This window comes from Candidatus Brocadiaceae bacterium (genome assembly GCA_012728835.1).
Taxonomy (GTDB): domain Bacteria; phylum Planctomycetota; class Brocadiia; order SM23-32; family SM23-32; genus JAAYEJ01.
On record JAAYEJ010000070.1, the window covers coordinates 1 to 26,486 of the forward strand.

21 protein-coding genes and 1 tRNA gene are annotated in these 26,486 nt (G+C 71.9%); 10 read left to right on the plus strand and 12 right to left on the minus strand.

Annotated features, from left to right (window positions below):
- Positions 1-575: 575 nt before the first annotated feature.
- Together GXY85_11715 and secA are read right to left on the minus strand one after the other, a co-directional pair.
- Positions 576-651, minus strand: a tRNA-Ala gene (locus GXY85_11715).
- A 173-nt stretch (positions 652-824) separates the two neighbouring features.
- On the minus strand, positions 825-3,473 hold the full coding sequence (gene secA, locus GXY85_11720) for a preprotein translocase subunit SecA (protein ID NLW51490.1): 2,649 nt from the start codon (positions 3,471-3,473) through the stop codon (positions 825-827).
- Positions 3,474-3,738: 265 nt separating this feature from the next.
- Here secA and GXY85_11725 point away from each other — a divergent pair, with 265 nt between their 5' ends.
- Positions 3,739-4,935 carry a DUF362 domain-containing protein gene (locus tag GXY85_11725; protein NLW51491.1) on the plus strand — a complete coding sequence of 399 codons (1,197 nt, stop codon included), beginning with the start codon at positions 3,739-3,741 and terminating at the stop codon, positions 4,933-4,935.
- A 13-nt stretch (positions 4,936-4,948) separates the two neighbouring features.
- Here the strand turns inward: GXY85_11725 and GXY85_11730 are convergent, their stop codons facing one another.
- Both GXY85_11730 and GXY85_11735 read right to left on the minus strand, forming a co-directional pair.
- A complete protein-coding gene (locus GXY85_11730) occupies positions 4,949-7,066 on the minus strand; it encodes a hypothetical protein (protein NLW51492.1) in 2,118 nt (705 codons plus the stop codon).
- 7 nt (positions 7,067-7,073) lie between these two features.
- Positions 7,074-7,982 carry a DUF58 domain-containing protein gene (locus GXY85_11735; protein ID NLW51493.1) on the minus strand — a complete coding sequence of 303 codons (909 nt, stop codon included), beginning with the start codon at positions 7,980-7,982 and terminating at the stop codon, positions 7,074-7,076.
- Between the two features lie 913 nt (positions 7,983-8,895).
- On the opposite strand from GXY85_11735, the gene GXY85_11740 reads away from it, so the two are divergent.
- From GXY85_11740 to GXY85_11780, 9 genes are all read left to right on the plus strand, one after another.
- A complete protein-coding gene (locus tag GXY85_11740; protein ID NLW51494.1) occupies positions 8,896-10,041 on the plus strand; it encodes an aminotransferase class I/II-fold pyridoxal phosphate-dependent enzyme in 1,146 nt (381 codons plus the stop codon).
- A 231-nt stretch (positions 10,042-10,272) separates the two neighbouring features.
- Entirely contained in the window at positions 10,273-10,923 is a 651-nt protein-coding gene (gene nth / locus GXY85_11745; protein NLW51495.1) for an endonuclease III, read from the plus strand.
- A gap of 30 nt (positions 10,924-10,953) precedes the next feature.
- Positions 10,954-13,260, plus strand: coding sequence for a carbamoyltransferase HypF (gene hypF, locus GXY85_11750; protein ID NLW51496.1), 2,307 nt, complete (start codon positions 10,954-10,956; stop codon positions 13,258-13,260).
- Between the two features lies 1 nt (position 13,261).
- On the plus strand, positions 13,262-13,504 hold the full coding sequence (locus tag GXY85_11755; GenBank protein NLW51497.1) for a HypC/HybG/HupF family hydrogenase formation chaperone: 243 nt from the start codon (positions 13,262-13,264) through the stop codon (positions 13,502-13,504).
- Positions 13,488-14,588 (plus strand): hydrogenase formation protein HypD, encoded by a 1,101-nt coding sequence (gene hypD / locus GXY85_11760; protein NLW51498.1) that lies wholly within the window; start codon positions 13,488-13,490, stop codon positions 14,586-14,588. Before GXY85_11755 ends, hypD begins: the two co-directional genes overlap by 17 nt.
- Positions 14,585-15,595 (plus strand): hydrogenase expression/formation protein HypE, encoded by a 1,011-nt coding sequence (gene hypE / locus GXY85_11765; GenBank protein NLW51499.1) that lies wholly within the window; start codon positions 14,585-14,587, stop codon positions 15,593-15,595. The genes hypD and hypE overlap by 4 nt, the downstream gene beginning before the upstream one ends.
- Positions 15,596-15,614: 19 nt before the next feature.
- Positions 15,615-17,021 carry a UDPGP type 1 family protein gene (locus tag GXY85_11770; protein NLW51500.1) on the plus strand — a complete coding sequence of 469 codons (1,407 nt, stop codon included), beginning with the start codon at positions 15,615-15,617 and terminating at the stop codon, positions 17,019-17,021.
- Positions 17,018-17,959 (plus strand): histone deacetylase, encoded by a 942-nt coding sequence (locus GXY85_11775; protein ID NLW51501.1) that lies wholly within the window; start codon positions 17,018-17,020, stop codon positions 17,957-17,959. The genes GXY85_11770 and GXY85_11775 overlap by 4 nt, the downstream gene beginning before the upstream one ends.
- Positions 17,952-18,722 (plus strand): ComF family protein, encoded by a 771-nt coding sequence (locus GXY85_11780; GenBank protein NLW51502.1) that lies wholly within the window; start codon positions 17,952-17,954, stop codon positions 18,720-18,722. The genes GXY85_11775 and GXY85_11780 overlap by 8 nt, the downstream gene beginning before the upstream one ends.
- A 29-nt stretch (positions 18,723-18,751) precedes the next feature.
- Here the strand turns inward: GXY85_11780 and GXY85_11785 are convergent, their stop codons facing one another.
- The 8 genes from GXY85_11785 to GXY85_11820 all read right to left on the minus strand — a co-directional run bounded on the left by GXY85_11785 (position 18,752) and on the right by GXY85_11820 (position 26,190).
- Positions 18,752-20,068 (minus strand): hypothetical protein, encoded by a 1,317-nt coding sequence (locus GXY85_11785; protein ID NLW51503.1) that lies wholly within the window; start codon positions 20,066-20,068, stop codon positions 18,752-18,754.
- Between the two features lie 30 nt (positions 20,069-20,098).
- On the minus strand, positions 20,099-20,512 hold the full coding sequence (locus GXY85_11790) for a DUF116 domain-containing protein (GenBank protein ID NLW51504.1): 414 nt from the start codon (positions 20,510-20,512) through the stop codon (positions 20,099-20,101).
- A gap of 71 nt (positions 20,513-20,583) precedes the next feature.
- Positions 20,584-21,567, minus strand: a complete 984-nt coding sequence (locus tag GXY85_11795; GenBank protein NLW51505.1) for a methionyl-tRNA formyltransferase — start codon at positions 21,565-21,567, stop codon at positions 20,584-20,586.
- A 38-nt stretch (positions 21,568-21,605) separates the two neighbouring features.
- Positions 21,606-22,115 (minus strand): peptide deformylase, encoded by a 510-nt coding sequence (def, locus tag GXY85_11800; protein NLW51506.1) that lies wholly within the window; start codon positions 22,113-22,115, stop codon positions 21,606-21,608.
- 154 nt (positions 22,116-22,269) lie between these two features.
- Positions 22,270-23,385 carry an iron-containing alcohol dehydrogenase gene (locus tag GXY85_11805; protein NLW51507.1) on the minus strand — a complete coding sequence of 372 codons (1,116 nt, stop codon included), beginning with the start codon at positions 23,383-23,385 and terminating at the stop codon, positions 22,270-22,272.
- A 16-nt stretch (positions 23,386-23,401) separates the two neighbouring features.
- The gene (locus GXY85_11810) at positions 23,402-23,857 is read right to left on the minus strand and encodes a cytidine deaminase (protein ID NLW51508.1); all 456 of its coding nucleotides are present in this window, start codon (positions 23,855-23,857) and stop codon (positions 23,402-23,404) included.
- A gap of 29 nt (positions 23,858-23,886) precedes the next feature.
- Positions 23,887-24,945 carry an S-methyl-5-thioribose-1-phosphate isomerase gene (mtnA, locus tag GXY85_11815; GenBank protein ID NLW51509.1) on the minus strand — a complete coding sequence of 353 codons (1,059 nt, stop codon included), beginning with the start codon at positions 24,943-24,945 and terminating at the stop codon, positions 23,887-23,889.
- Between the two features lie 18 nt (positions 24,946-24,963).
- Positions 24,964-26,190: a 2,3-bisphosphoglycerate-independent phosphoglycerate mutase gene (locus tag GXY85_11820; GenBank protein NLW51510.1), complete on the minus strand. Its 1,227-nt coding sequence runs from the start codon at positions 26,188-26,190 to the stop codon at positions 24,964-24,966.
- Positions 26,191-26,486 lie beyond the last annotated feature (296 nt).

A 26,486-nucleotide genomic window follows, 5' to 3' on the forward strand; every position in this document is an offset into this window, starting at 1 on the left:
GGGCAACCGAGCAGAAGGCTTGAAATCCGGGAGGGAAAACGCTCCAATGTCAGTCAACTACCATACATAAACGGGCTGGTTTTGAAGTGACCACCCGTGGCCGGTTTTGAAGTGACCGGTGACATCGGACGAACCGGACGCCCCTCGTGCTACGGACGTGCCGACGCGCTTCAGCTCCTTCGGGTCTGCCGCAATGGTTGCCGCGTTGGTGGCGCTGCTCTTGCGCGTGCCCTCCCATCAGGCCCGGGAGTTCACAAAGGATCGGAAGGCCGCCGAGATCCCCCGTCTCACCATGGACGGCGTGGCCGATTTCCACGGCCTGCGCGTGACGTTCATATCGGGCGTGATCGAGGCCGGCGCAACCGTGAAAGAAGCGCAGGAGCTGGCCCGCCACTCGACGCCCCTGCTGACGATGAACACGTATGCCCGGGCGCGGGGCGGCCGTCTTGCGGATCTGGCAACGCAGGTCGATGAACTGACGCAGGAGCATGTTCCGAGCATGCAGGCGCTGGCGGCGGGCGCCGAGGCGCAAGTCACAAGTGATGAGCAGGCAGTGAGTTACGCAAAGGGGAGAGTGGTGGAGGATACGGGGCTCGAACCCGTGGCCTCGACAATGCCATTGTCGCGCTCTCCCAGCTGAGCTAATCCCCCACCTGGGAAGCCCGAGTATACCCAATCGGCCGCGCCCGATCAACTGCCGATGAGGATCAGGGCATCTGCGCTGTGGGGTCGATCGCGTCGAGGCAGGGTCGCCCTCGGCCGTTGGGCGGTTCCTGCCGCACGCGCCAGGTGCGATGCAGCGGCATTTCGCATGAGGGTGGCCGTCAGCGGAACCGGCCGCAGCAGTGCTTGAACTTCTTGCCGCTCCCGCACGGACAGGGGTCGTTGCGCCCCACCTTCTGTGAGACGCGGATCGGCTCGGCCGGCGCCCGGGCCCCGGCGGCGTCGGCGACCGTCTCCTGCCGCTGCGCATACTGCAGCGCCTGCATCTGCTCCCGCCGCATCTCGGTCATGCCCCAGATGCCCTCGACCTCACGGTCGGTGCGGCGCTCGACCCGGACGCGGAACAGCAGGCTGCAGACCTCGTCGGCGATGCTGATGAGCATGCGCTCGAACATCTCGCCGCCTTCGCTCTTGTACTCGATCTTGGGATCGAGCTGGGCGTAGCCGCGCAGGCCGATGCCGCTCTTGAGTTCGTCCATGGCGTGCAGGTGGTCCTTCCACTTGACGTCGATCGTGCGCAGCGCGACCGAACGCCCGAAGTCGAGCATCGCCTCCACGCCGACGTCCTCGCACTTGCTCAGGAAGGCCTCGCGCGCGGCGGCGGTCAGGTGGGTCTCCAGGACCTCGGCATCGGCACGCGCCTCCTCGGGAAGGTCCGCCGGAATCCCCACCCGGCGCTCGAACCACTCCGAGAGCCCGTCCAGGTCCCATTCGTCGCGCGGCGCCTTCGGGGCGACGTACAGGTCGATGCCGTCCCGGATCGAGTCCTCGATCAGCGCCAGGAGTTCGTCCTGGACCTCGCGGCTCTCGACGAACTTCTGCCGCCAGGCGTAGACGCTCTTGCGCTGCTCGTCCATGACCTCGTCGTATTCGAGGAGGTTCTTGCGGATGTCGAAGTTGAACTCCTCGACGCGCTTCTGCGCCCGCTCGATCCAGCGCGTGACCATCTTGCTCTCGATCGACACGCCCTCTTCCATGCCCGCCCGCTGCAGCCAGGCCTGGACGGATTCCGGCGCGAACCGCCGCATCAGCTCGTCCTCGAACGAGACGTAGAAGCGGCTGGTCCCGGGGTCGCCCTGCCGCCCTGCCCGCCCGCGGAGCTGGTTGTCGACTCGCCTCGCCTCGTGCCGCGCCGTGCCCACGATGTGCAGACCGCCCTTGTCGACGACCCCGGGCCCCAGGACGATGTCGGTGCCGCGGCCGGCCATGTTCGTGGCGATGGTGATGGCGCCGGGCTGCCCGGCGCCCGCGACAACGTCGGCCTCGCGCGCGGCCAGTTCGGGGCGTGCGTTGAGCACCTCGTGCCGGAGGCCCTTGCGGGTCAGGCGCTTGCTGAGGTCCTCGCTGGTCTCCACGCTGGTCGTGCCGACCAGGACGGGCCGCCCATCCGCATGGGCTTGGGCAATCTCCTCGGCCACCGCGTCCCATTTCTCCTTCGAACTGCGGAAGACGCGGTCCGGGTGGTTCTTGCGGATCAGCGGCAGGTTCGTCGGGATGGCCACGACGCCCAGGCCGTAGATCTTCTGGAATTCCGCCGCCTCCGTCATGGCCGTGCCCGTCATGCCGGCCAGTTTGTTGTAGAGGCGGAAGAAGTTCTGGAACGTGATGGTCGCCTCGGTCTGCGTCTCCTGCTTGAGCTTCAGGCCCTCCTTGACCGTCACGGCCTGGTGCAGGCCGTCGGACCAGACGCGCCCCTCCATCAGCCGCCCCGTGAATTCGTCGACGATGACGACCTCGCCGTCGCGCACGATGTACTCGGTGTCGCGGTGGAAGAACTCATGGGCGCGCAGCGCCGTCTCGATGAAGTGCGGCCACTCGTCGTTGCCCTCGCTGCGGATGCTGTCCACGCCCAGCATGCGCTCGGCGCGCGCCTCCCCCTCGTCGGTCACGTGGCAGGACTGCTCCTTCTCCTTGACCTCGTAGTCGCGATCGCGCCTGAGCGACTTGGCGATGTTGTTCGCCATGTAGTACTTCTCGGACTGCTGGAGCGTCGGCCCGCTGAGGATCAGGGGCACGCGCGCCTCGTCGATCAGGATGAAGTCGACCTCGTCGACGATGGCGTAGTTCAGCCCGCGCACGAGCTGCACCTGGTGCTCGGGGCTGTAGCGCATGTTGTCGCGCAGGTAGTCGAAGCCGAACTCGCTGTTGTTGCCGAACGTGATGTCGCAGAGGTAGGCCTGGCGCTTCTCTTCGGGGGCCTGGAAGGCCTGGATGGCGCCGGTCGTCATGCCCAGCAGCCGGTAGACGGGCGTCATCCACTCGCAGTCGCGCCGGGCCAGGTAGTCGTTGGTCGTCACGATGTGCACGCCGTCGCCGGGCAGGGCGTTCAGATACGCCGCGAAGGTGGCCACCAGGGTCTTGCCCTCGCCGGTGACCATCTCGGCGATCATGTGACGGTGCAGCACGATGCCGCCGATCAACTGCACGTCGAACGGGCGCATCATCGGGTACGGGCTCTCGGGTGCGGGCGTGATCAGCACGCGCCGCGCGCCCTCCCGCACGGTCGCAAACGCCGCCGGAAGGATCTGGTCCAGTATCTTCTGCTTCGCCTCGAAGCCCTTCGCGTCCTTGAGCCTGTCGCGGAAGCTCTCCGTCATCCCGCGCAGTTCGCGGTCGGACTTGCGCTGGAACTCCGGCTCGAGTTCGTTGATCCGGTCCACCAGTGGCACGATGTCCCGCAGGATGCGCTCGTTGGACGTGCCGATCACCGCCTTGGCGACGTTCGCAACCTTCGAAAGCACGCCTGCCATCGCAAACCCTTGCAGATAATGAAGTACGAGCTGCCGACTCGGCCCGAGCCCGCCAAACGCCCACCCGGCGCATCGGCGGCGGACCACGCAGACATTATAGGAGACCGCCCGCCCGATGTCCATGCGGGCATGGCCCGGACCGGCCCCGGCGAACCCTCCGACGGCCGCGTGCGGCGGGTCCGCAACCCGCTTCCCGTGGCCGCCGGCCGCCGCCTCCGCTACAATGGAGGGCTTGCGCCATTCCGCCCGATCCGGGGACCGCACCATGACCGCAGAGGCCGCCCAGCCACCCGCCCCGAGACCGTCCGCCCGCGCAACGGTCGCCTCCGCACGCTGCGACAGCTACGACCCGCGGGCCGTCCGAACGGCCGTCGCCGCCTGTGTCGATGCCCTGCCGGACGTGCAGGACGCGTTCCGAAACGCACGCCGCGTCCTCCTCAAGCCCAACCTGCTGACCAGCCGTCAGCCCATCGACGCACACGTGAACACCCATCCGGCCGTCGTGCAGGCCCTGGGCGAGATACTGCGCGGGGAGTACGGCTGCGAGTTGGCCATCGGCGACTCCTGCGGCAGCCTGACGCCGGCCGCAACCGCCCAGGCCATCCGCAACTCGCAGATGGACCGCGTGGCGCGCGGGCTGGGAGCCGACCTCTACAACGTCGACGCGCAGCCCCGCCACGTCGTCGCCTTCCCGCAGGGCCGCATCTGCACCGAGATCACACTGCCCGGCAACCTGGACCAGTTCGACCTGATCGTCTCCGTGGCGAAGCTCAAGACGCACGGACTCACCTACACCACGGGGGCCGTGAAGAACATCTTCGGCCTCGTGCCCGGCACGGCAAAGAAGCAGGTTCACGCCATGGCCCCGCACACGGCCGACTTCGTGCAGGCGCTCTGCGACCTCTACGCGCTGGTGCGGCCGGGCGTGGCGTTCATGGACGGCGTGATCGGCATGGAGGGGCGGGGCCCCGCCCACGGACGGCTGCGCCGCGCCGACCTGATCGCCGCCTCCGGCGACCCGGTCGCCCTGGACAGCTTCTGCGCGCAGGTCATGGGCTTCCGCCCGCTGCGCATCCCGCTCCTGAAGCAGTGCACACTGCGCGGCCTGGGCACGGCCGCCCCCGAGGCGATCGACGTGCGGGGCGAGCCCGCCGCCGCCTTCGTCACGCGCCGCTTCGCCCGGCCCCCCGCCGCAGCCGGCGCCCTGCTGCTCCGGCTCCTTCCCCGCCGGCTGCTGCAGACGGTCGTCCACCTGGTGACCGACCGCCGGGCCGTGATCGACCACCGCACCTGCATTCGTTGCGGCGAGTGCGAGCGCAACTGCCCGAGCCGCGCCATCGCGTTCGACCCGGTCGCGAAGCGCTACCTGGTCGACGCCCGCCGCTGCATCGCCTGCTACTGCTGCACCGAGGTCTGCCCGAACGACGCGATCGACGTGCGCCGCACGTGGCCCGCCTTCTGAACCGCACGCCCGGTCAGCCGTCCACCGGCCGCCCCTGGCGACCGTAGAACCGGTTCGCCAGGACGCATTCCGCCACGAGCAGCACCAGCACGAGCAGGGCGAGGTACGGGGCCAGCTCCACGCGTCCCGCGCGCACACCGTCGGCGGCCGTCGGCGGCGGCGCCGCCGCCGAGACCACCCGGACCGAGGCGGCGTCGACCGCCGCCTCGACCGCGGCCGCCGGCACTCTGCGCAGGTCGCTCTCGATCCCGGCCACGTTGACGGCGAACCCGCTGCTCCAGGTCCTGTCGTGCCGCTCGAAGTCCACCGCGTAGTAGCCGGGGGCCTCGGTCTGCCGGCAGGTCAGCCGGCCCGGCGTGGTGCCCGGCAGCAGGCGCTGCCGGTCGGCGCCCGGCGGGGTCACGTAGACGACGGTGGGCCAGCGGGAGACCTCATACGTGATCGGCGCCTGCGCCCCGGCGGCCAGGCTCCGGATGCCGCGGCCGGCCCGGCCGGCCAGGTGGAGCACCAGTTCGTGGCAGAACGGCACGAACGGCTCCGTCTTGGCGAAGTCGCCCCAGCGTTCGTCGGCCGTGGACGCAAAGACGGCCGCCCTGCCACCCGTCCCGCCCACGACCAGCGCCGGCAGGCCCGGGCCGAAGCTCATCAGCTCGTGCGCATCGGGCGCGAGGACCACGCGGCGGCACTGCCGGTAGTGCACCTGGGCCAGCGTGGCCCCCGAGTCCGTGAGCGCCGCCACGAACGGATGCTCCCGGTCCACGGCGCGCAGCGTCAGCGGCGAGTCCGGCGGCGCGGCGAAGGGCGCGCCGGCCCGGGCCGGCAACAGCCCGCCGGCGGCCGGCGTGCGGTAGGCGTCGGCCGTCTCGGGCCCCAGGAAGGCCACCAGCCCGCCCCCGCCGGCCACGTAGGCCGCCAGCCGATGCCAGGCCTCGTCGGTCATCGCCCCCGCGCCGACCAGCGCCACCACGTCGTACGGAGCCAGCGACACGGTGGCCAGCTCGGCCGTGGCAGCGCGCCCCACGCGCAGGATGCCGCGCCCGTCCCGCCCCCAGGGGTTCAGCGCGAGGCGGAAGAAGTAGGAGATCGAGTCCTGGTCCCCGCGCACACTGTCCTCGACGCAGAGCACGCCGACGTCCGGCGCCACGTCCACGGTGAACGTCCGCGCGTCGTCCTGCGGCAGGCCGTCGGGGGTCAAGAAGCCCACGCGACCCCAGTGGTGGCCGCTCTCGGACAGCAGGACGTCGAAGTCGACGCTCGTCTCCTGGTCGGCATCCAGGGTCACTTCCCGACGCTGGAGGGGCACGCCGTCGTATTCGAACTGCACGGACCTGCGCATCGGGGCGCCCCAGGCATTCAGCCGGGCCTGCAGGCGCAGCATGCCGCCCGCCAGGGCGGGCTCGCCCAGGTCTCGCAGCTCCGTGACCGAGCCGTTCCGACCCGGCTCGGGCGCGCAGTCCACAACCAGGACGTGCACGTCCGCGCCGACGTCCGCCCGCCGCTGCTCGCGCCCGGCCCAGGCCGACGGTGTCATGTCCGTATAGAGCACGACGTCGCGCCGCGACAGGCCGTCGGTCCGCAGCAGGCGGCCGGCGGCCTCCAGGGCGCCCCAGCACGGGACGGCCCGCGTGCCGGGCTCCAGGGCCAGGATGCGGCCGGGCAGGCCGTGGACGTCCCGCAGCAGTCGGCCGGTCGGCCGCGACGTCGTCATCACGGCGGCCGCCGCGCCGGGCGGCAGCCCCGCGGCGAACTCGGCGGCGGCCTCCCGGGCGCGCTCGAACGGGCTGGAGTCCCCCGCCCGGTACCGCATGCTGAGCGAGTCGTCCAGGATCAGCACCGTGGCGGGCGTGCCCTCCACGTGCGCGGCGGCTGCCGCGCGCCCGCCGCGGCTCACCACCGGCCGGGCCAGCAGCACCGCGAACAACACCAGCAGGAACGCGCGCAGCAGGAGCAGGAGCAGGTAGCGGAACTGCACTCGCCGGAAGGTCCGCCGCCGGCCGGCCAGCACGAACCGCACGGCCGCGAAACGCACCACGACCGGCCGACGGCGCGAGAGCAGGTGGATGAGGATCGGCACGGCGGCCGCGGCCGTCAGGGCCAGCAGGGCCGGATGCATGAACGTGATGTTGCCCATGGTCGGCTCAGAATCGGCTCTGTCGCGCGCGCAGGAAGGCCAGCAGCACCCGGTCGAACGAGTCCTCCGTATCGACCTGCAGGAAGTCGATGCGCTCGTGGCGGCAGGCGTCGCGGCACTTCCGGACGAATGCCTCCACCTCGCGACGGTAGCCCGCCGCCACGGCGTCGGCGTCGGTGCGCACTGTGCGCAGGCTCTCCACGTCCATGAAGTGCACGGGGCCGTGGAACGGGAACCGCACCTCCGCATGGTCCAGGAGCTGGAAACAGATGACGTCGTGCCCGCGATGCCGCAGATGCCGCAGGCCGTCGAGCACGTCGTCCGGCTCCTCGTGCTCCGACGGGATCAGGTCGCTGAGGACGATCACGAGGCCGCGCCGCGACAGCATGCCGGCGCTGCGGTGCAGGCTGTGGGCCAGCCGCGACGGACGGTGCCGCAGCGCGCCGGCCAGCACGCCGAGCAGCGCGGCCAGATGGGAGCGCCGGCTGCGCGCGGGCACGAGGTTCGTCACGTCCTCGTCGAACGTCACCAGGCCCACGTTGTCCTGCTGGTGGATGAGCATGTATCCGAGCGCCGCCGCCATGCAGATGGCGTAGTCGAGCTTGCTCAGGCCCCCGCCGGAGCCGTAGGCCATCGACTCGCTCACGTCCAGCAGCATGTGGCAGTTCAGGTTCGTTTCCGCCTCGAACCGCTTGACGTAGTGCTTGTCCGTGCGGGCGAAGACCTTCCAGTCGATCAGCCGCGGCTCGTCGCCGAAGGTATACTCGCGGTGCTCGCTGAACTCCGTGGAGAAGCCGTGGTAGGGGCTGGCGTGCAGGCCGCTGAAGAAGCCCTCGACGATGAACCGGGCCTTCAGGTCCAGCCGCGCCACGGTCCGGATCACCTCCGGCCGCAGGTATCGCTCGATGTTCCCCATCTCGCCCCGTTCCGGCCCATCGGTCTCGGCCCCGGCCCCCTCGTGGACGCCCGGACCGGGCGCATTGTAGCATGAACGCCGGGAGCCGCAAAACCGCAGAGAACAACGAACGACAGAGGAAAACAGAGAGGAACGGAGGACAGGCACCACGACGCCCACTGAACGACATATTCACCGCAGAGGACGCAGAGATCGCAGAGAAAGGCGGACGACACAGACAAGCAGAGAAGAAAGGATGAGAGATAAGCAGTGCAACATATTTTCTGTAAATGCCGTTTGCTTTGTCCTCCGGGCGACCACCTGAATCGGAAGGAGCCCGTAGGGCGACCGGAGATTCAGGTGGTCGCCCGCGGCTCCTCCCCACGGTCCTGCTCCATGCCCAGATACGCCGCCACCTCCAGCTCCCACTGCTCGTCCACCTCGATCAGAATCGCCCCCACCAGGCGATCACACGAGGCTCGGTTCGGGGAGTGTAACATACCTTCTGGGATTTGAAAGCAGGCCACCGTTTGCTCTAATTGAGAGATCTGGTCGACCCTTCAATCGCCGTCCGCCGTCCGCCGTTCGCCGTCCGCCGTTCGCCGTCCGCCGTTCGCCGTCCGCCGTCCGCCGTCCGCCGTTTGCCGCCCGCCGTTTGCCGTCCGCCGTTCGCCGTTCGCCCTTTGCCGTTTGCCGTTCGCCCTTTGCCGTTTGCCGTCCGCCGTTCGCCGTCCGCCGTTCGCCGTTCACCCTTTGCCGTTTGCCGTCCGCCGTTTGCCGTTTGCCGTTCTCTGCGTTCTCTGCGTCCTCTGCGGTTCAAAAGCCGTGCGCGTGCGCGCAGTTGCCCGGGGCGCGGCCACCGGGTAGTATGAGGGGGTCCGCCGGGCCGTTCCGGGACCGGCGGCCATCACCCGCGGCAATATGAAGGACGGCCATGAATCAGACAGATCCGCTGACGCCGTATGGAAACCGCCCGATGGTCACGCCGATCGTCGCCGCGGTCAACTACGAATACCGCTCCTTCGAGGTGCTCCGCCAGATCACCGACGGAGAGATCGACGGCTACACCTACCACCGCGACGACAACCCGACCGTCCGGGCCGTCGAGAAGTGCCTCGCCGCCGCCGAGGGCGCCAACGACTGCGTCATCAGCACCACCGGCATGGCCGCCATCACGATGATCTTCCTGACCTACCTCAACTCCGGCGACCACCTGCTGACGTTCCACGACGTCTACGGCGCCAACTACAAGGTGTCGCTCATCCTGGAGAGGTTCGGGGTCGAGATCACCTGGCTCGACGCGGACGACGGGGACGCCGTGGCCCGGCACGTGCAGCCCAACACAAAGATGATCTTCTGCGAGACCCCCAGCAACCCGCTCTGCAAGACGGTCGACATCGCCCGGCTGCGCCAGGTGGCCGATGACGCCGGCGCCATGCTGGTGGTGGACAACACCTTCGCGACGCCCTACCACCAGAGGCCCCTGCAGCTCGGGGCGGACCTGGTCGTCCACAGCGCCACCAAGGGCCTCGGCGGACACAACGACCTGATGGCCGGCGCCACCGCCTGCGCCACCCGCCAGCAGTACGACGACCTGTGGTTCACCCGTCAGGCCATCGGCACGACGCTGGACCCCTACTCGGCCGCCCGGCTCGAACGCGGCCTGAAGACGCTCGACCTGCGCGCACAGAGAATGGCCGAGAACGCGCAGGCGATGGCCGAGTTCCTGGTCGATCACCCCCGCATCACGCGCATCCGCTACCCAGGGCTGCCGACCGACCCCGGGCACGAGATCGCCGCCCGCCAGATGGTCAACGGCTTCGGCGGCCTGATGGCCTTCGACGTCGGCGAGACGCAGGACGACGCCAAGCGCTTCATCGAGAAGCTCGGCGTCATCTACCACGCCGTCAGCCTGGGCGCCACCGAGACGCTGGTCTGCATCCCCGTCCTGACCACCATGCTCTACCTGCCCGAGGACCGCCGCGTCGCCTTCGGTGTGCGCCCCAACACCGTCCGCCTCTCTGCCGGAATCGAGGACATCGACCGCCTGATCGCGGACCTGAAGCAGGCCCTCGAGTAGAAGGGACAGAACGCGACGGAGCGGCCCGCATGCCCATGCGCCTGGACTACCGGATGATCGAGCAGGACCTCGCCCCCGGCGCCCGCGTGCCGGACCCCGGGTGCGGCGCGGCATCATCCGCTTCCCCGACTTCGCCCACTGGGACATGCGCCCGCACATGCCCCTGCGCGGCCCCCTGCCCAGCCTGAGGGCCGGCCTGGCCGTCTTCCTCGTGGAGCGGAGGAACTGACGATGGCCGCCGCACACGACACCGACCGCGCGCTCCGGATACTCGACGCCCTGGAGGCCGCCCATCCGGATGCCCGCATCTACCTGGACTACGAGAGCCCGCTCCAGTTGCTCGTGGCGACCATGCTGGCCGCCCAGTGCACCGACGCGCGCGTCAACGAGGTGACCCCGCGCCTGTTCGCCCGCTACGCCACCGCGTCCGCGCTGGCCGAGGCGGACACGGCCGAGCTGGAGGAGCTGATCCGGCCGACCGGCTTCTTCCGCCAGAAGGCGCGCAGCGTGCAGGCCTGCTGCCGGGCGCTCGTCGAGGAGCACGGGGGCGGGGTGCCCGACGACATGGACGCGCTCACGCGGCTCCAGGGCGTCGGCCGCAAGACGGCGAGCATCGTGCTGGCCCAGGCGTTCGGGCACGACGCCATCGCCGTCGACACGCACGTGAAGCGGGTGTCCGACCGGCTGGGGCTGGCCCGGGGCAGCGATCCGGACAAGATCGAACGGGAACTGGCCGCCGCCATCCCCCGCACGCGCTGGAGCCGCGCCACGCTGCTGCTCGGCACGCACGGGCGCCGCATCTGCACCGCACGCAAGCCGGACCACGCGGGGTGCCCCGTCAAGGGGCTCTGTGACTTCTACCAGGCCATGAGGACGCGGTAGGCGCCCCGGCGCCCTGCCCGCACATGCACCGTGGACGACGACCGCCAGAGCAGGCCCGCCCCGAAGCGCTACCGGCTGCTGGTGCGCGGCCGCGTGCAGGGGGTCGGCTTCCGGCCCACCTTCTACCGGGAACTGACACGGCGCGGCTGCGGCGGCGGCATCCGTAACACGCCCGAGGGCGTCGTCCTGGAGGTCGAAGGCCCCCGGGAGACGCTGGACGCGTTCGTGCACAACTTCCGCGCACTGGCCCCCGCGCGGGCGCGCATCGACGAGCTGGACGTCCGCGAGATCGAGCCGCTGGGCGAGACGGAGTTCCGCATCGCACCGAGCCGCGCCGACGGCCCCAGCCTGCTGCCCATTCCGCCCGACCTCGCAACGTGCAGCGAATGCCTGCGCGAACTGCACGACGCCGGCGACCGCCGGCACGGCTATGCCTTCATCACGTGCGCCGCGTGCGGGCCGCGCTTCACAATCGCGCGGCAGGTGCCGTTCGACCGCGAACGCAGCACCATGGACGCGTTCGCCCCCTGCCCCGACTGCGCGCGCGAATACGCCGATCCGGCCGACCGCCGTCTGCACGCGCAGACGGTCTCCTGCCCGGCCTGCGGGCCGCGCCTCTCGTTCCTGGAGCCGGACGGCCGCCCGCGGGACGGCGACCCCCTGGAGGTCGCCCGCCGGCTGCTGGCCGGCGGCGCCATCCTGGCCGTCAAGGGTCTGGGCGGCTTCCACCTGGCCTGCGACGCCACGCGCCAGGACGTCGTCGGGCGGCTGCGCGCGCGCAAGCGCCGCCCGGCCAAGCCGCTGGCCGTCATGGTGCCGGACATGGACGCCTGCCGGCGGATCTGCGTCGTCTCGGCAGACGAGGAGGCGCTTCTGCGCTCGGCGGCGGCGCCCATCGTCCTTCTGCGCCGGCAGCCGGCGGGCGCCGTCGCCGGCGCGCTCGCACCCGGGCTGCCCGACCTGGGCGTCATGCTGCCCCACGCACCCCTGCACGCGCTCCTGTTCGACGACCCGCGCGTGCCGCGGGCGCTCGTCATGACGAGCTGCAACCGCTCCGAAGAGCCCATCGCCGTCGCGCACGAACACATAGTGGGCGAGCTGCAGGACCTGGTGGACGGTATCTTGACCAACGACCGGCCGATCGCCAACCGGTGCGACGACTCGGTGGTGGCGACGTTCGCCGGCCGCCCGCTTCCCATCCGCCGTTCTCGCGGCTACGTGCCCGACCCGGTCGAGCTGACGGCGGGCGGGCCGTCCGTGCTGGCCACCGGAGGGATGCTGAAGAACGCCTTCGCACTGACCAGCGGGCGCCGGGCCTTCCTCTCGCAGCACATCGGCGACGTCTCCGACGCCGACAACGCGCTCTACTTCGCGCGCTCGGTCGAACGCTTCTGCGCGCTCCTGCGCCTGGAACCGGAGGTCGTGGCCTGCGACCTGCATCCCGACTACCCCACCACGGCCTACGCCCGCCGCTTGGCCGATTCACGCGGGCTGCCGCTCGTGGCCGTCCAGCAGCATCACGCGCACGTCGTCAGTTGCCTGGCCGAGCACGGCCTGGACGGCCCCGTCATCGGCGTGAGCTGGGACGGCTCGGGCTACGGCCCCGACGGCGCCGTCTGGGGCGGCGAGTTCCTCGTGTGCGACCGGCGCAGCTACGAGCGCCACTACCACCTGGACTACGTGCCGATGCCCGGCGGCGAACAGGCCGTCCATCAGCCCTGGCGCATGGCGCTCGCGCACCTTTCGCACGCGCTCGGCCCGGACGCCGCCATGGCCCGCATGGCACGCCACGTGGGCGAGCGGGAGTTGGGGCAGGCGCAGCGGGCCATGGCGATCCGCGAGTTCTCGCCCTTCACCTCGAGCGCAGGGCGGCTCTTCGACGCCGTGGCCGCCCTCCTCGGAGTACGCCTGCGGACCACCTACGAGGGCCAGGCGGCCTGCGAACTGGAGGCCCGGGCCGCCGCCGATTCGACGGACCCGTACGGTTTCGGATATGATGGGCGGCGGATCACACTCGCTGCCACATTCGACGGCATCTGCCGGGACCTGGACCGGGGTGAAGGCGTCGCCGACGTGGCCGGCCGCTTCCACGGCACCATGGCGCGCCTGATCGCGGAGACCTGCCGCCGGCTGCGGGCCGAGACCGGGCTGGGCATCGTCGCCCTGTCCGGAGGCGTCATGCAGAACCGCACGCTCCTGGCGGCGGCCGTGCCGGCCCTCCGGGCGGACGGCTTCGAGGTGCTGCTGCAGACGCGCGTGCCGCCCAACGACGGCGGCCTGTGCCTGGGCCAGGCCGCGTGCGCACTGGCCCGGGTGAACGAAGAAGGGGACGGATGACATGTGCTGGGCAGTTCCGACGAGGATCGTGCAGGTCGACGGCGAGGTCGGCACGGTCGACATCTCGGGCGCGGCCCGGGAGGTCAGCCTCTGCCTGATCGAAGACCCGCAGCCCGGCGACTACGTGCTGATCCACGCCGGATTCGCCATCCAGAAGGTGGACGAGCAGGAGGCGCAGGAGACCCTCCGGCTGCTTGACGAACTGCGCCGCAGTCTCGGAGAGGGCGATGCGATTCGTCGATGAGTTCCGCGACCCGGTCGCAGCGCGCGACCTGAGCCGGCGCATTCGCACGGCCGCGGAGGCCGCCGGCCGCCCGCTCCGGTTCATGGAAGTCTGCGGCGGCCACACGATGGCCATCCACCGGTTCGGCATTCCCGAACTCCTGCCGGACGGCCTGGAGTTGCTCAGCGGCCCCGGCTGCCCCGTCTGCGTGACCCCGGTGAGCTACCTGGACCGCGCCATCGAGATCGCCTCGGAGCCGGACCGCACGGTCGCCACGTTCGGCGACCTGCACCGCGTGCCCGGCCGGGCGGGCAGCCTGGAGGACGCGGCGGCCGACGGCGCCGACGTCCGCGTGGTCTACGGCCCCCGGGACGCCCTGGAGCTGGCCCGGCGGATGCCGGCACGCGAGGTCGTCTTCCTGGCCATCGGCTTCGAGACGACGGCGCCGGCCACCGCCGCCACTCTGCGCGAGGCGCGCGCGGCCGGCGTGCGCAACCTGCGCGTGCTGCCCGGGCACAAAACGATGCCGCCCGCGCTCCGGGCGCTGGTCGGCGGCGACGGGGTGGCCCTGGACGGCCTTCTGCTGCCCGGGCACGTCTGCACGGTCACCGGCTCGGCCCCCTACGAGTTCCTGGCGCGCGAGTACGGCCTGGCCTGCTGCATCACGGGTTTCGAGCCCGCCGACGTCCTCCTGGGCGTCCTCTCGCTCGTCGAGCAGGCGGCGTTCGGCCGGCCGCTCGTGGACAACCGCTACCGCCGCGCCGTGCACGCCGACGGCAACCCGCGCGCACGGGCGGCCGTCCAGGCGGTGTTCGCGCCGGCCGACAGCCGGTGGCGCGGCATCGGCACGCTGCCCGGCAGCGGCCTGGACCTGCGCGAGGACTGGCACCCCTTCCGCGTCGAACCGCCGCCGCCCGACGCCCCCGACGCCGAGCAGACGGCCTGCCGGTGCCCGGAGGTCCTGCGCGGCCGGATCCGCCCGCCGGACTGCCCGCTCTTCGGCGCCGCCTGCACGCCCGACTCGCCCGTCGGCCCCTGCATGGTGTCCGGCGAGGGTGCCTGCGCCGCCTTCTACCGATACGGCACGGAGGAGTCGGCGACATGAGCGACGACCACATCCGGCTGGGCCACGGCAGCGGCGGCATCCTGACGCGCCGCCTCATCGAGGGCACGCTGCTGAACCACTTCCGCTCCCCCGTCCTGCAGGCCCTGCCCGACAGCGCGTGGCTTGAGGTCGGCGGCGCGTGCCTGGCCTTCACCACCGACAGCTTCGTCGTGGACCCCATCGTCTTCCCGGGCGGCGACATCGGCTCGCTGGCCGTCTTCGGCACCGTCAACGACCTGGCCGTGGCCGGCGCGGCCCCGCGATACATCTCGTGCGCGCTGATCCTGGAGGCGGGCCTCCCGACGGCCGAGCTGGACGCCGTCCTGGCCTCCATGGCCCGGGCGGCCGAGGAGGCCGGCGTGGAGGTCGTCACGGGCGACACAAAGGTCGTCCCGCGCGGCAAGGCCGATCGGATCTTCATCAACACGGCAGGCATCGGCACCCCGATGGACGGCTGCACGCCCCCGGGCGGGCCGGCGCACGAGGGCGACGTCGTCATCGTCTCCGGGCCGGTCGGCGACCACGGGGCCGCCGTCCTGTCACGCCGCGAGGGCATGGCCATGGAGACGACGATCCTGAGCGACTGCGCCCCGCTCACCCGCGCGGCCGCCGCCGTGCTGCGCACCGCGCGGCGCGTGCCGTTCCTGCGGGACCTCACGCGCGGCGGCCTGGCCACCGTGCTGAACGAGGCGACCGGCCCCGGCCGGCCCGGCCTGCTCATCCACGAGGAGCGCACGCCCGTGCACGAGCAGGTGCGCGCCATCTGCGAGGTACTGGGACTGGACCCCCTCTACATGGCCTGCGAGGGGCGCCTGGGCGCCGTCGTGGACGCCGAGAGCGTGCCCGCCGTGCTCGCGGCGCTGCGCGCGGTGCCGGGGGCCGAGGGCGCCGCGGCGGTCGGCGAGGTCACCGCACGTTACGAGGGCACGGTGGCCCTCCAGACAGCGCTGGGCACGCGCCGCCTGCTGCAGATGCTCAGCGGCGAACAGCTCCCGCGAATCTGCTGACAACCGGAGGAGTTCACGCATGGACGCCCGGCCCGGCCCGGCGGAATCAACGCTCGTGGAGGCACTCCATGAGCACGGCCAGGAGCACGTGCTGCACCGGATCGACCGTCTGGACGCGCCCGCACGCGCACGCCTGCTGGCGCAACTGGCCTGCCTGGACCTCGGCCGCCTGCGGGAGTTCCGCCGCCTGCTGGATGCCCCGCCGAGCGCCCCGAGCGGCGACGACATCCGCCCCGCCCCGGTCGAAGTCCTCCCGACCAACGAGGCCGGGCGCGAGCGGGAGGCCGGCATCGCCCGCCTGGGGCTCGACGCGCTGAGGGCCGACCGCGTGGCCGCGCTCACCGTGGCCGGCGGCCAGGGCACACGCCTGGGATACCCCCACCCGAAGGGCCTGTTCCCCGTCTCGCCGGTGCGCGGCAAGAGCCTGTTCCAGTGGCTGGGCGAGAAGGTGCTGGCCGCCCGGCGCCGACACGGCTGCGGGCTGCCGTGGCTGATCATGACCAGCCCGGACAACGACGCGGAGACCCGGGGGTTCTTCGAGCGCAACGCCTTCTTCGGCCTCGGCGCCGATACGGTCCACTTCTTCACCCAGGGGGTCAACCCGATCCTGAGCGAGGACGGCCGCCTGCTGCTGGCCGACGCGGACAGGCTGCTGGTCGGCCCGGACGGACACGGCGGGCTGTTCGACGCGCTGGCCCGCTCCGGCCTGATCGAGATGCTCGCGCGGAGCGGCCGGGACCTGATCAGTTGCTTCCAGGTCGACAACCCCCTGATGGACGTGGCGGACCCCCGCTTCCTCGGCCACCACATCCGGCGCGGCGCCGGGCTCTCCTCGAAGGTCCTGGCCAAGCGCTCGCCCGACGAACGCCTCGGCTTGGCCGTGATCCTCGACGGACGCCCCGCCGTCGTCGAATACAGCGACGTCCCCGGCGACATCGCCGCCGCGCGGCTGCCCGACGGCGAACTGCGCCTGCGCTTCGGCAGCATCGCCGCCCACGTGCTGAGCGTGCCCTTCGTCGAGGACGTGGCCCGCGACGAACGCGGCCTGCCCTGGCACGTCGCACGCAAGACGTACGAGGTCCTGGACGACGAGGGGCGCCGCACGGTGCGCCCGGGCTGCGTCAAGTTCGAGCGCTTCCTCTTCGATGCCCTCGCCTTCTGCCGGGAGACCGCCTTCGTTGAGGTGCGCCGGGAGAGCCAGTTCGCGCCCGTCAAGAACGCCCTGGGAGACGACAGCCCGGATTCGGCCCGCAGGATGATGCGGAGCCTCTGGCTCGAGTGGCTGCGGTCCGCCGGCGTCCGGGTGCCCGAGCAGGAAGCGCCCCCGATCGAGATCAGCCCGCTGTATGCCGACAGTGAGGAGGAGTTCCGGCTCCGGATGCGCCCGGGCCGGCCGCCCACCTTTCCCCTGGTGCTCGACGCATGAACGCCAAGACGCCCGCACGCGCCCGGTTCGTCTACTCGCCCCTCTACCGGTGCGACATCGGGACGCACGTCTTCCCCATCGAGAAGTACGCCCTCCTGCACGACCGCCTCGTGCGCTCCGGGCAGGTGGCCGAAGACGACTTCCTGGCCCCGGCCGCCGCCACCCGCGCCGAACTGGAACTCGTCCACACGCCGGAGTACCTGGACGACCTGTTCGCCGGCCGGCACACGGAGCGGACCGTGCGCAGCGAGATGCGGATCTCGCACGACATCGTCGCCGCCTTCGCACTCGGGGCCGGCGGTACGGTGCTGGCCTGTCGCACGGCGGTGCGCGAGCGCACGTTCGCCATGAACCTGGCCGGGGGCTTCCACCATGCCTTCGCAGACTGGGCCGAGGGGTTCTGCTACATCAACGACGTGGCCCTCGGCGTGCACATCCTGCGCGCCGACGGCCTGGTGCGGCGCGCGATGGTCGTCGACTGCGACCTGCACCAGGGCAACGGCACCGCCGAGCTGTTCCGCAGCGAACCGGAGGTCTTCACCTTCAGCATCCACGAGGAGGCGATCTATCCCATCAAGCGGTGCAGCGACCTGGACATCGGCCTGCCCTCGGGCTGCTCCGGCGCCCACTACCTGCGCGACCTGGAACGGCACCTCCCGCCCGCCCTCGACCGCCACCGCCCCGAGTTCGTCCTCTACGTCGCCGGCGCCGATCCCTACAGGCAGGACCAGCTCGGCTCGCTTCAGCTCAGCATGGACGACTTGAAACGTCGCGACGAACTGGTGATCGGCGCGTGCGCCGAACGCGGCATCCCCGCCGCCGTGGTGCTCGCCGGCGGCTACGCCGCGCGCGTGGACGACACCGTCACCATCCACTACAACACGGCGCTGACCCTGCTCGAGCACTCTCGAAAGGCCCCCGCACGGCCCGATGCCTGAACCATCCCCCCTCGGCACCACGCTGGCCGGCCTGCGCCGCGCGGCCCATCTGGCCCTGGACTGGTTCTACCCGCGCCACTGCTGCCACTGCGGGCTCCCGCTGGCCGAGTTCGACGCCCGCACACTGTGCGCGGACTGCACGGCCGACCTGCGCGCGCTGCGGATCACCGGCACCGTCTGCGACGTCTGCGGCGTGCCCCTCTCGGGCGACCCCGCCGCCGGGAGCCTTTGCATCGCGTGCCGGGCCGAGGCGCGGCACTTCGACCGGGCGCGCGGGTTCGTGCTCTACGCGGAACCGATCCGATCGGTCATCCACAGCTTCAAGTTCGGGGGCAGCTACTTTTTGGGCCCGCGCGTGCTGCGCTTCATGCTGGAACGCGGCTGGTACCCGGACGGGCTGGAACCGGCCGACGCCGTGATGCCGATCCCGCTGCACCCGCGGCGCCGGCGCGAACGCGGCTACGATCAGGCCCTGCTGCTGGCCCGCGTGCTGGCCCGCCGGCTGGACCTGCCGCTGCAGGCCGGGACGCTGATCCGGACCCGCTACACCTCACAGCAGGCCCGCCTGGCCCCGCGGCAGCGCTGGGACAACGTGCGCGGCGCCTTCCGCGTCCGCTCCCGGGCCGAGGTCGCCGGACGGCGCCTGATGCTGGTGGACGACGTGCTGACGACGGCCACGACCGCGCGGGAGTGTGCACGCGTGCTCAAGCGCCACGGGGCGGCGCACGTTCAGGTGGTCACGCTGGCCCGCACCCCGCCCTGAGCGCCCGCATGCCCCGGCGGGCGGGGCGGCTACGGCACCAGGCGCACGTTGCGGATGCGCAGGGGCGCCTGCACGTTGTCGTAGAACAGCAGGGTGATCCGCCCGACCGATTCGGGGTCCTTCAGTTCGCCGCCGAACTGCCACTTCGTCGCCAGGCACTTGAACCGCGGCCCCGTGAGCGGAAAGACCACCTCCCGCCACCCGCCACCCCGCACCGTCTCGGCGGCCGACTCGAACATGGTGGCCCCCCCGGTGCCCGTCCAGAGGGCGACCGCCACGCGGACCGGCCGCGGGGACTGCAGATCGAACGCCAGCCGGCCGTGCCCGCTCGCGTCCAGCGCACGCACCAGGCTGATCGCCCACTTGTCGTACAGCCCGGCCTCCTGCCGGACCATGACGGCGGCTCCCGGCTCCACGCTCACCGTGGCCGGGTTCGCCCAGGACTCGGCGCGCCAGAGCAGGGCCTCGCCGGGAGCGTCGATCACCGCACCCAGCGGCGCCGCCCCGGACGCAGGCGCAACGGCCTCCGGCACGGGCCGCCGGCGCGGCCTGGCGGGCCGGGTGGACGCCGGCGCGGCGCTCGCCGGAGCCGGGGCCGCGGCCGCCGCCGTGCGGGCGAGCATCAGGAGCCCCTCGGTCTCGGCACGGAACCGCTCCCGGTCGGTCTCCGGCACGTCGGCCTCCGCGATCTTCGGCAGCAGGCCCTCCAGCGCCTCGACGGCCTGGCGGCTGCGCCCGTCCTCCAGGGCCATGCGCGCCTCCGCCAGCACGTTCTGCAGCGGCGGCAGGCCGGCGCGCCGGCGGCGGACGATCTCCTGAAGCTCCCGGATCCGCGCGTGCATCCGGGCGGCCTCCTCATGGAACGCATCGGGGACCTTCTGCTGAACACGCTGCGTCAACAGGAAGCCGCGGGCGGACGTCCAGTCGGACAGGGCCTGCTCCTCGTGCCCGGGCACGTCGCTCAACTGCGCCCTCCGGATCGCGGACCTGACCGCCTCCGACAGCTCCGGCGGCCCCCGGTGGGCGCGCGCGTAGGCCCACCAGCCTCCGGCACCGACCAGGGCCAGCAGCAGGGCCGCAGCGCCCCAGAGCATCCACGGCGACAGGGGCCGGCGCGCGCGTTCGGCCACCCGCACCCGGGTTCGGGCGGCCGGGTCGAGCGCTTCGACGGCCGAGAGCCGCGCCAGTTCGTCGCGGAGCTGACTGCGCAGGGGCGCGGCCCCAACGGCCTTCAGAGGGGCTCCGCACTCCGGGCAGCGCAGGGCCCTGCCGTCAGGCGCGCCCTGGAACCGGTAGCGCTTCTTGCACTCCCCACACTGGAGCACGGTCGTGTTGCCGGCTGTCACCAGTGATCACTCCCGCCAGGGGCCGCCCGTTCAACGCCTCAACAGGCGGCGGATGGTCTTCTCGACCTCGGCCACGTCCACGTCCGTGTCGGTGCAGGGCCCGTTGGGCCGCGCGTTGATGACGCCCAGGGCGGGCTTGGGGAAGATGGCCGCCATGCCCTCGCGCAACTCCTTCTCGCAGGCGATGGCAAGCACGGCCTTTACGCCCCTGTCCCGGGCCAGTTCGACCGCCAGACGGCCGCCCGTCGCGACCGCGCAACGCACCCCGTACCGGTCCGCAAGGTCCAGGACGTCCTTGACCTTGCAGCGGCCGCAACGCCGGCATTCCTGCACGTCGCGCGTGATCTTGCGTTCGCAATGGCTGTTCTGCAGGCACGACGGCAGAAGCATGAGGAGTTCCTCGGGCCTGCAGCGCGTGCGCCGAGCGCGCGTGACCGCGTTCATCAGTCTGACCAGCGCAGTTCCCACAATCTCAGTATCCCTTCTGGAGCCCGTCCGATGCAAGCCCCGGCGGATCAGTCCCCGTCGGTCGGCGCAACGAACCGGTCGCCGGGCCGCACGCGGTGCCCGTGCACGAAGTCCGGCACGCACATCGCCCGGCTGCCGGCCGGCTTCAGTGCGCGCACGCGCACCGCGCCCCGGCCGGCCTGCACCCGCAGCGCGTCCGGCTCGACGGCCAGCACCGTGCCGGGCGCGACGGCAGCGCCGGCCTCGGCCCCGTCGCCGGGCACGGGCGCCGGCTCGGCGCACAGGAGCGTGACCTTCACGCGCCTGCCGCCGGTCTCCAGCACGGTCCAGGCGCCCGGCCAGGGGGTGAGCCCGCGGACGCGGTTGCAGAGTTCACGGGCCGGGACGGTCCAGGCCAGCCGCCCGTCGTCCTTCGTCAGGGCGCGCGCGAAGAAGCCGCCCGATGCCGGCTGCGGCCGTTCGGGCACGGCCTCGCCGCGGTCGAGCCGCCGCAGGACCTCGGCCATCAGTGCGGCGCCCTCGCGCGCCAGCCGGGCCTCCAGTTCGCCCATCGTCTCGCGGTCGCCGATGCGCACCTTCGCGGCGGCCAGGACCGGCCCGGCGTCGAGCCGGGGCGCCATGCGGATGACGGTCACGCCCGTCCCGGTCTCGCCGCGCATCAGCGCCCAGTGCACGGGCGCCGCGCCGCGGTAGTCCGGCAGCAGCGACGCGTGCAGGTTCAGGAAGCCCTGGGGCAGAGCGGACAGGACGGAGGGGCGCAGGATCTCGCCGTAGGCGGCCACGACGCCCATCTCGGCCCCCGACTCGGCCAGCGCCCGCGCGGTCTCGGGCCGGTTCACACTCTCGGGCTGCCACAGCGGCAGTCCCAGACGCTCGGCGGCCTGCTTGACGGCCGTCGCAGCGGGCTTGCGCCCGCGGCCGCGCGGCCGGTCCGGCCGCGTGATGACCAGGCGCACCCGGTGCCCCGCCTCGTGCAGTGCCTCCAGGGTCGGCACCGCGAAGTCGGGACTGCCCAGGAATGCCAGGTTCATGGACGGGCCTTCGTCGGGGAGAGCAGGCACAACGGACGTCACGAGGAGGCGCGGGCGGCCGCCTCCGCCTCCAGCCTCCGCAGAGGCTCGCGCAGGGTGATGAGCGTCGTCGGCGGCAGCCGGTCGATGAACAGCAGGCCGTTCAGGTGGTCCACCTCGTGCTGCCAGGCGCATGCGGCCAGGCCGTCCGCCTCGATCTCCAGCCTCTCGCCGCCCAGGGTGTACGCCACGACCTTTACCTTCGCGGCCCGCGGCACGTACGCCCGAATGCCGGGCAGGCTCAGGCAGCCTTCCTCCCTCTGCGCCTCGCCCTCGCGATGCACGATCAGCGGGTTGACAAAGATGCGGGTTCCCCGGCGGTCGCCCTCCGTGTCCAGCGTGATGATCCGGTCCGTCCAGCCCACCTGCGGGCCGGCCAGGCCCACGCCGTCCTCGACGTACATCATCTCCAGCATCTCTTCGGCCCGGTCGACCGTCTGGCGGCTCACCTCGCGCAGGGGCCGACACGTCCGCTTGAGCACTCGATCCGGGTAGTAACGCAGTTCCACCTTCGCATCCTCGACTGTGCGGGAAGAGCGGGACACACCCCGCGGCTACAGATTACCACAGACTCGGCCGATTCGAAAGGCTCGCGCCGGCCCGGCCCGCGCCGCCGGGCACGACGGAGCGTGCCCCTCCAGCCCAGGGGTCGCACCCCACCGTCTACACGCACACCTCGTCAAGCACGGCCAGGACGAAGGACTCGCTGACGGCGACGGGGTTGGCCCGGCTGGAGCCGCTCCTGACTGCGTAGTCCACGATGATGCGTTCCCACTCGCCTTTCGGGCGCGCGCCGAGCCTGCGCGGCAGGCTCAGTCCGTCCAGCAGGGACTCCAGCACCCGGACGGGCTCGCCGCCCATCGCCTCGCGCAGGGCCTCGTACTTCGCGCCCGCCGCCGCCCGGTTCCGCCGCAGCACGGGCGGCATGAGCGCGCCGCAGACGACGCCGTGCGGAAGGCCCAGGCACAGGCCCAGCGGATGGGCGATGCCGTGCACGGCGCCCAGACGGGCGTTCGCCAGGGCCAGCCCGGCCAGGAAGCTGCCCTCGGACATGGCCGCCCGCGCGTCGTGGTCCTGCCCGTCGCGCCAGACGGCGAGCAGGTTGCCCGAGGTCAGCCGAACCGACGCCAGGGCCAGCGCATCCGTGGTGGGGATGGCGTGCACCGACAGGTAGGACTCGATGCCCTGCACCAGCGCGTCCATTCCCGCGGCGGCCGTGGCGCCGGGCGGGCAGGCCAGCGTCAGATCGGGGTCCACGATGGCCACGGTCGGCAGCACGCCTGCGCCGCGGATGCTCTGCTTGAGCCGCGCCCCGGGGGCGGTCAGCACGCCGTTGGGGGTCGCCTCGGCGCCGGTGCCCGACGTCGTCGGAATGGCCACGTGGGGCAGCCCGCGGGACTCGATCGACTGGGTGTGGAACTGCGCGGTCGGCGCCTCCTCGCCGGCCAGGGCGGCGGCCACTTTGCCGACGTCCAGTGCGCTGCCGCCCCCCGCCTCGACCACCAGGTCGCATTCGGACTCGCGGATGGCCGCCCGGGCGGCGTCCACCGTGCCGACGTCGGGCTCCGGCCGCACCTCCTCGAAGGTCGTCACGGCCACGCCCGCCTCCTGCAGGAGCGTCGTGAGCCGCTCGGTGATCCCCGCCCGACGCAGCCCGTGCCGGCCCGTGACCAGCAGGGCCCGGCGGCCGAGCCGCGCCGCCTCCTCGCCCAACGCCCGCACGGCACCGGGCCCGACATGGCAGGCGGACGGAAACTTGAGCTTCAGTGCATGCCCCATGGACGTCCCTCCCGGCTCACGGGCCGCCGTCGGCCAGCACGACCAGTTCCACCCCGGCCGCCAGGAACATGTCGCGCGCAAACGCGTCCGGATACTCCCGCGTCGCGACGACCCGCACGATCCCCGTGTTGATGATCATCTTCGAGCAGAGGCTGCACGGCACGTGCGTGCAGTAGAGGCACGCGCCCTCCATGCGCACGCCATGCCGCGCGCCCTGGAGGAGCGCGTTCATCTCGGCGTGGAGTCCCCGGCACAGCTCGTGCCGTTCGCCGCTGGGCACGTTGAGCTGGTCGCGCAGGCAGCCGACCTCGCTGCAGTGCGGCAGCCCGCTGGGCGCGCCGTTGTAGCCCGTGGCCAGTATCCGCTTGTTCAACACCACCACGGCGCCCACGCGGCGTCGCAGGCAGGTGGCGCGCCGCGCCACCTCGTGCGCAATGCGCATGAAGTACTCGTCCCAGCTCGGCCGCCGCACGTCCGCATCCTGTGCCATCCCCTCCTCCTTCACGGACGGGCCGCCGGCACGACGCGCGCCACGCCCTGCGCATCCGGCGCTCGGATCACGCCTTCTTCCGTAATAATGGCAGCGATGTTGCGCGCCGGGGTCACGTCGAAGGCGGGGTTGTAGACGGCGATGCCCTCGGGAGCCGTGACGTGCCCCCCCCAGCGGGTGACCTCCTCGGCGGCGCGCTCCTCGATGGGGATCAGGCTGCCGTCCGCCAGCGAGAGGTCAAACGTGCTGATCGGCGCCGCCACGTAGAACGGCACGCCGTGCTCGCGGGCCAGCACGCTCAGCCCGTAGGTGCCGATCTTGTTGGCCGCGTCGCCGTTGGCGGCGATGCGGTCGGCACCGACGATCACGGCGTCCACACCCCGACGCTGCATCACGTGCGCCGCCATGTTGTCGCAGATCAGCGTGGCGGGGATGCCCGCCTGCTGCAGCTCCCAGGCCGTCAGGCGCGCGCCCTGGAGCAGCGGCCGGGTCTCGTCGACGTAGACGGACAGGCGCTTCCCCTGCTCGTGCGCGGCGAACAGCACGCCGAGCGCCGTGCCGTAGTCGGCCGTGGCCAGCCCGCCGGCGTTGCAGTGCGTCAGGACGGTGGCACCGTCGGCCAGCAGGTCCGCGCCGTGGCGGCCGATGCGCCGGCAGACGTCCCTGTCCTCCTCGAGGATGCGCAGGGCTTCCTCGAGCAGCCGCTGCAGGAACGCCCCGGGGGCCGGGTCCGCGTGCTCGCGGGCCGTGCGCTTCATCCTCTCCAGGGCCCAGACCAGGTTGACGGCCGTCGGGCGGCTCGAAGCCAGGTAGTCGCTGACGGGCTCCAGCTCGCCCCGCATCGCCTCGACGCCGCGAGGCAGGGCACGCCGCACGCCGAGCACGACACCCATGGCGGCGGCGATGCCGATGGCCGGCGCGCCGCGCACGCGCAGGGTGCGGATCGCCTCCCAGACCTCCTGCACTGTTTCGCACGTCCTGTACTTGAACTCCGCCGGCAGCAGTGTCTGGTCCACCAGCTCCACGCGGCCGTCGGTGCCGCCGACCCAGCGGATCGTCTCAACCGGCATAGGCTATCGTCCTCGCCTCTATGCGCCGTACTTGTCCAGCAGGCCCGCGTTGGCCAGCATGAGCGGCAGCAGGTACATCGAGCGGAAGATGCCCAGCCCGCCCTTGTTGCACTCGGCCTCGGTGAACCGCTCCGGCAGGTCGGCGCCGCAGCGCGGCGAATGCAGGAGCAGGGGCACGGGATGCCAGCTATGCAGCTTCATGGGGCACGGGGTCGAATGGTCGCCGGTCAACGCCAGGACCTCGGGCTTCGGGTTCAGCAGCATGGGCAGTCTCTCGTCCACCGCCTCGATCGCCTGCACCTTGCGCTCGTGCGAGCCGTCCTCGCCGGCCTCGTCGGTCGGCTTGACGTGGATGAAGAAGTAGTCGTAGGCGTCGCGGTTGTCCAGGTAGGTCTGGAACTCCTCCTGAACGGACGGCCCCGTCTCCAGAAGGTCCATGCCCACGAGGCTGGCCAGGCCCCTGTACATGGGGTACGTGGCGATGGCGGCGCAGCGCAGCCCGAAGCGGTCGGCCAGCGTGGGAATGTCGGGCCGGCAGGAGACGCCGCGCGTCATGACGCCGTTGATGGGCTCGGAGCCGGCCAGCGCCTCCTGGGCCAGGCGCACGAACTCGTTGATGACCTCGGCCGTCTTGCGCGCGGCCTCGGTCTCGGCGCGAGCCTCGTGCAGCGGACGGCCGTTCTCGTGCGGATCGGTGTCGTTGACGCCTGCGGCCAGGCCCGGCCCGCGGAAGACGACGCCGAAGCGGTGCCCCTGGCCCGCCAGCAGGATGACCTCCACGTCGCCGATGGTCCGGATCTTCTCGCGCAACCGCTCGACCGTTCGGGTGCCGTCCTCGGTGCTGGGGCGCCCGGCGCGGCGGTCGGTCACCTTGCCGTCCTTCATCGTGCAGAAGTTCGCGCGGGCGGCCACGTCGCCGGGCTGCAGGGCCATGCCCATGCCCACGACCTCCATGACGCCGCGGCCGATCTCCACCTCGCGCGGGTCGTATCCGAACAGGCCCAGGTGCGCCGGGCCGCTGCCGGGCGTGATGCCGTGGTCGACCGGGATGATGCGGCCGACCGCGCTGTGGTGGGCCAGCTTGTCCAGGTTCGGGGTGCGGGCGTCCTCCAGGGGCGTGCGGAACTCGTTGTCCCCGTGCCGGATGTCCCCCAGGCCGTCGAGAACCAGAAGCACCAGCTTCTTCCCCTCGGAACGGGCCTCCTGGCGCTTGATCAGTTGCTCGGCAATCTGCAGCGAATCCATCGGGCGTGTCTCCTCTGTTCGGGCAGGCGGGCCGAACGGCCCCCGCGGCGCCAATATAGTTGGGGGGGCCGCGCTTGTCAAAGACGCGGCACGGCCCCCATAGGGTCGCCCGGGGCCCCCGCGGCTGGAGGGGCACGCTCCGTCGTGCCCGCTCCTGCAATGACCGGCTGCCTGCCATCCCCGGCCGCGACCGAGCGCGGCCCTCCACTTGCACGGACGGTTCACGCCGCTGGAGGGGCACGCTCCGTCGTGCCCGCTCCTGCAATCACCGGCTGCCTGCCATCCCCGGCCGCGAC

Bases quoted from the DNA above. Each gene is read 5' to 3' on its own strand.
- hypE (NLW51499.1), top strand. From the start codon at position 14,585: ATGAGCGACGACCACATCCGGCTGGGCCACGGCAGCGGCGGCATCCTG.
- GXY85_11795 (NLW51505.1), bottom strand. From the start codon at position 21,567: ATGAACCTGGCATTCCTGGGCAGTCCCGACTTCGCGGTGCCGACCCTG.
- nth (NLW51495.1), top strand. From the start codon at position 10,273: ATGGCCGCCGCACACGACACCGACCGCGCGCTCCGGATACTCGACGCC.
- GXY85_11740 (NLW51494.1), top strand. From the start codon at position 8,896: ATGAATCAGACAGATCCGCTGACGCCGTATGGAAACCGCCCGATGGTC.
- hypD (NLW51498.1), top strand. From the start codon at position 13,488: ATGCGATTCGTCGATGAGTTCCGCGACCCGGTCGCAGCGCGCGACCTG.
- GXY85_11780 (NLW51502.1), top strand. From the start codon at position 17,952: ATGCCTGAACCATCCCCCCTCGGCACCACGCTGGCCGGCCTGCGCCGC.
- mtnA (NLW51509.1), bottom strand. From the start codon at position 24,945: ATGCCGGTTGAGACGATCCGCTGGGTCGGCGGCACCGACGGCCGCGTG.
- GXY85_11790 (NLW51504.1), bottom strand. From the start codon at position 20,512: ATGAACGCGGTCACGCGCGCTCGGCGCACGCGCTGCAGGCCCGAGGAA.
- GXY85_11735 (NLW51493.1), bottom strand. From the start codon at position 7,982: ATGGGGAACATCGAGCGATACCTGCGGCCGGAGGTGATCCGGACCGTG.
- GXY85_11730 (NLW51492.1), bottom strand. From the start codon at position 7,066: ATGGGCAACATCACGTTCATGCATCCGGCCCTGCTGGCCCTGACGGCC.
- GXY85_11770 (NLW51500.1), top strand. From the start codon at position 15,615: ATGGACGCCCGGCCCGGCCCGGCGGAATCAACGCTCGTGGAGGCACTC.
- GXY85_11755 (NLW51497.1), top strand. From the start codon at position 13,262: ATGTGCTGGGCAGTTCCGACGAGGATCGTGCAGGTCGACGGCGAGGTC.
- secA (NLW51490.1), bottom strand. From the start codon at position 3,473: ATGGCAGGCGTGCTTTCGAAGGTTGCGAACGTCGCCAAGGCGGTGATC.
- GXY85_11725 (NLW51491.1), top strand. From the start codon at position 3,739: ATGACCGCAGAGGCCGCCCAGCCACCCGCCCCGAGACCGTCCGCCCGC.
- GXY85_11775 (NLW51501.1), top strand. From the start codon at position 17,018: ATGAACGCCAAGACGCCCGCACGCGCCCGGTTCGTCTACTCGCCCCTC.
- GXY85_11820 (NLW51510.1), bottom strand. From the start codon at position 26,190: ATGGATTCGCTGCAGATTGCCGAGCAACTGATCAAGCGCCAGGAGGCC.
- GXY85_11805 (NLW51507.1), bottom strand. From the start codon at position 23,385: ATGGGGCATGCACTGAAGCTCAAGTTTCCGTCCGCCTGCCATGTCGGG.